The 3,463-nt window shown below is 35.4% G+C and carries 4 protein-coding genes and 2 pseudogenes; 5 read left to right on the top strand and 1 reads right to left on the bottom strand.

Going from position 1 to position 3,463, the window contains the following annotated elements:
- From TJ68_RS08355 to TJ68_RS02435, 3 genes and pseudogenes are all read left to right on the top strand, one after another.
- A pseudogene (locus TJ68_RS08355) lies at positions 1-183 on the top strand (7-carboxy-7-deazaguanine synthase QueE); the annotation flags it as partial.
- Between the two features lie 230 nt (positions 184-413).
- Positions 414-1,073 carry a transglycosylase family protein gene (locus TJ68_RS08080; RefSeq protein WP_052327259.1) on the top strand — a complete coding sequence of 220 codons (660 nt, stop codon included), beginning with the start codon at positions 414-416 and terminating at the stop codon, positions 1,071-1,073.
- Positions 1,074-1,151: 78 nt separating this feature from the next.
- Positions 1,152-1,649 (top strand): hypothetical protein, encoded by a 498-nt coding sequence (locus TJ68_RS02435; protein WP_040928544.1) that lies wholly within the window; start codon positions 1,152-1,154, stop codon positions 1,647-1,649.
- Positions 1,650-1,707: 58 nt separating this feature from the next.
- Here TJ68_RS02435 and iadA read toward each other — a convergent pair whose 3' ends face one another.
- On the bottom strand, positions 1,708-2,859 hold the full coding sequence (gene iadA / locus TJ68_RS02430; RefSeq protein WP_040928543.1) for a beta-aspartyl-peptidase: 1,152 nt from the start codon (positions 2,857-2,859) through the stop codon (positions 1,708-1,710).
- Positions 2,860-2,906: 47 nt separating this feature from the next.
- On the opposite strand from iadA, the gene TJ68_RS08875 reads away from it, so the two are divergent.
- Together TJ68_RS08875 and TJ68_RS02425 are read left to right on the top strand one after the other, a co-directional pair.
- Complete coding sequence (locus TJ68_RS08875; protein WP_081643642.1) at positions 2,907-3,098, top strand: JAB domain-containing protein; 192 nt, start codon at positions 2,907-2,909, stop codon at positions 3,096-3,098.
- Positions 3,099-3,127: 29 nt separating this feature from the next.
- Positions 3,128-3,451: pseudogene (locus tag TJ68_RS02425) on the top strand (transposase); the annotation flags it as partial.
- Between the last annotated feature and the right edge of the window lie 12 nt (positions 3,452-3,463).

The raw sequence follows: 3,463 nt of genomic DNA, 5'->3' as shown, positions 1-3,463 counted from the left end.
AATAGAGATTTTTATGTGAGTGTTGGGAATCCAGACCCTTATGAAGGTGGAGATATAAGTCACCGTCTATTAAAAGATTTAAAAGAACTATGGGAAATGGTGTTAAATGATCCTGAAGCAAATGATTTTAAGCCATTACCTCAGCTTCACGCACTAATTTATGATAATCAAAGAGGTGTATAATGACGATTGTTACAATCTGTTACACGCCTGACACAATCACTTCAAACCTTATAGAAATAGGGCTTGGGGTGATTTTTTTGTTAATCGTATCTGAGTAATGAAATACTATGTAATTATCCTGTCAAATATGGGCGTGATTCTTAATATTGCTGTAACCACAGTAATATTTAGACGTGCTATAGTATGTACAGTGAAAGAAATGATTCTACATTTTTTAGGAGGATTTCATAGTGAAGAAAACAATTTTAACAACAGGTTTAGCAGTTGGTTTAAGCTTATCATCATTAGCAGGAGTTCAAGCAAATGCATCAGAAGTTAATGTTGATGAAGCAAAACTTGCAAAACTTGCAATCAATAATCCAGAAAAATTAAACGAAGCACCAGTACAAGAGGGAGCTTACGAAATCTCATTTGATTTTGAAGGTACAACTTTCAAATTTAAATCAGATGGAGAAAGATGGGTATGGAAATACGCACCAGTTGGTTCGGATTTCTCTGATTTTGATAACTCATTTAACTACAACGAATCATATGTAGCAAGTGCACCAGTAGTAGAGAACTATTCTTCTTACGAAACGTATGAAGCACCAAGCTACTCATACAACGAACCAAACTATTCGTACAGTGCTCCAAAAGCATCAGCTCCATCATCAAACGATGGTTTAAACTGGGCTGCTCTTGCAAAGTGTGAATCTGGTGGAAACCCGAACATCGTAGATGCTACAGGAACTTACCATGGATTATACCAGTTTGACGCTGGTACATGGGCATCAGTAGGTGGTACAGGAGTTGCTTCTCAAGCATCTGCTGAAGAACAAACAATGCGTGCACAAATGTTATACGCTCAACGCGGTGCACAACCATGGCCTACATGTGGTGCTTACCTATAATATTTAATAAATCAAGCATGTTTTCTTCGTGAAACATGCTTTTTTTGTTATTATTATAATTAAGAGAGTGGTGATTATATGGATATAAGTCTAGACGTCATTAGTATTTTATCGATTATAATTGCAGTCATTGCTATTACGACAGCAATTTTAGCATTTAGAGTTCGTGGCAAGTCTCAAGTGTTACTTACTCAACCTTATTTAGAAATCGATGAAGTAAAGACATTTACGAACGATCAAAACCGTCGTGTTCTGCAATTTAGAATTATAAACAACAATGCAAATCCGTTTCATTTTGAGGATTTTACAATTGAAGGTTATGATTTTACGACAGATTATGAATATGGAACACCAGCGGTGGATTCACGTGGAGTTATAGAGCACGACGTAATTAAACTAAACGTTTATATCGAAGAAAGAACAGCGTTTAATGCGAGAATTTTAATTAGATACCGCGACTTTAACAACCATGTACATAAAGCGCGATCAGTTAAAATCTACATTGAAGGTGGAGAAATCGCGCATGATGTCACAGGTACGAAATTTATTTTAACGAAACGTACTGCGATGTTTTAGTGTAATTTAAGAGCATAAAAAATAGAGATGTTATTAAACATCTCTATTTTTAATTTAATTATTCAAACGTTCCTTTTACAATGACAGCACCACGTGACATCATCTGTCTACCTCTCATAAATACTTCTGTAAGTTTAAATGTGTCTTTATCAATAATTAAAATATCCGCGTCATAGTCTTTCGCAATATTTCCTTTATGTTCTAATTCTAAAGCTCTAGATGTGTTTGTTGTAACTAAACGTAAAGCCTCTTCTAATGAAAGAATATTATGTTGTACGACTCTTTTCACTGTCTCTAAAATAGTATCCGTTGGTGCGACGTCTAAGCCGAGTAGATTACCATCGTCATCAAATTTAGGTAAGCTCCCATTACCGTCAGTAGATAATGTCAGTTGTGATAGAGCTCCATTATTTTCTTTGTAATATTTGACCCATCCAAATGCCTCATCGTAATCACATGTAATGTCAACAAATGATCCTTTTTTACCGAGTGCAATCGCGTCGTTCATTAGCTCTTTACTTCTATTAATATGTGTTGCATATAACTTTGAAGCAGGTAGTTCGTACTCATCGAGTACCTCATGTAATTGTGATAAATACGCTTTACCTGGTCCAGTATGGAAATGTGTAACACCAACTTTACCACTTATTAATCCGCCAACACGAGAATCTCCAATAATTTTTGCGAGTTCATGCGTACTCGGTTGACCTGATCGTGAATCGGCTATTGCAATTTCAGCAGTACCGATGATTTTATCGATTAAAATAATATCGTCTTTAACGTTCCCTGTAATTGTCGGTGTAGGTACGTCATAATTTCCTGTGTAAATGAAAGTAGTGACACCTTCTTTTTCTAATCCACGCGCTTTAGCGAGTAGGGATGAAACATGTCTCGTCGTGCCGTCAGTTCCGAGTAGTCCAACGACAGTTGTTAAACCACTTTTTATAAGGTCACTGAGTTGAACTTCAGGTGTACGCTTATGGAAACCACCTTCACCGCCACCACCGAGTAAGTGGATATGTGGGTCAATAAAACCAGGAACGACGTAGTTATTATTAGCATCGATGATTTTAACAGTAAACATCTTTTGAAGGTCGGTGACGTCTATTTGATCATCGATTTTTAAAATTTTATGTTGAGTAAATAAAATATCTTTTTTGCCTAATGACTTTGGAGTAAATAAATCTGCGTTTTTAATTAATGTAAACATATTAACACTCATTTCTAAATGTTCTTACTATTTATATAACCATATTAATGAAATTAAAACATGTTCTATTTTTAAGCACTAAATATAAGGTACTTTATGAAGAAACATTATTTAAAGGAACTGTTGATTCAACTTTAGTAAGTCCAAAAGAAATATTTAACCGAGCATTGCTTACTTCATGTACTGCGATAGTATGTGTACATAATCATCCAAGTGCTGACCTATTAACCATAGTATAATAAATAATAGTAGTTAAAGTAGTTTAGGAGGAGATGTGCTCAATCTAGATGATGATAGTGAAGTCGATGATGTAGTGCTTCAATGGTTCAAGAAAAATATAAATGCACAAGTGCTTCCAAATGGTTATTGTAGATTGCCAGTAATATCAGGTGGTTGTCCACATGCGAATGCATGCTTAGATTGCACTCACTTCTGTACCAGTAAGCAATTCTTACCACAGCACGAAGAACAGTTAGAGCGTACAGAAGAGTTATTAACCATAGCAAAGGATAAACAATGGCAAAGACAAATAGAGACTAATAGCCGTGTTAAAGAGCGTTTAGAACAAATCATTGGAAGTTTGACGGGGTAATTATCAATGGAT

Source organism: Nosocomiicoccus massiliensis (assembly GCF_000438455.1).
Taxonomy (GTDB): domain Bacteria; phylum Bacillota; class Bacilli; order Staphylococcales; family Salinicoccaceae; genus Nosocomiicoccus; species Nosocomiicoccus massiliensis.
The sequence above is the reverse complement of the archived record's forward strand: the minus strand, read 5'-3'. Positions and strand labels throughout refer to the sequence as shown.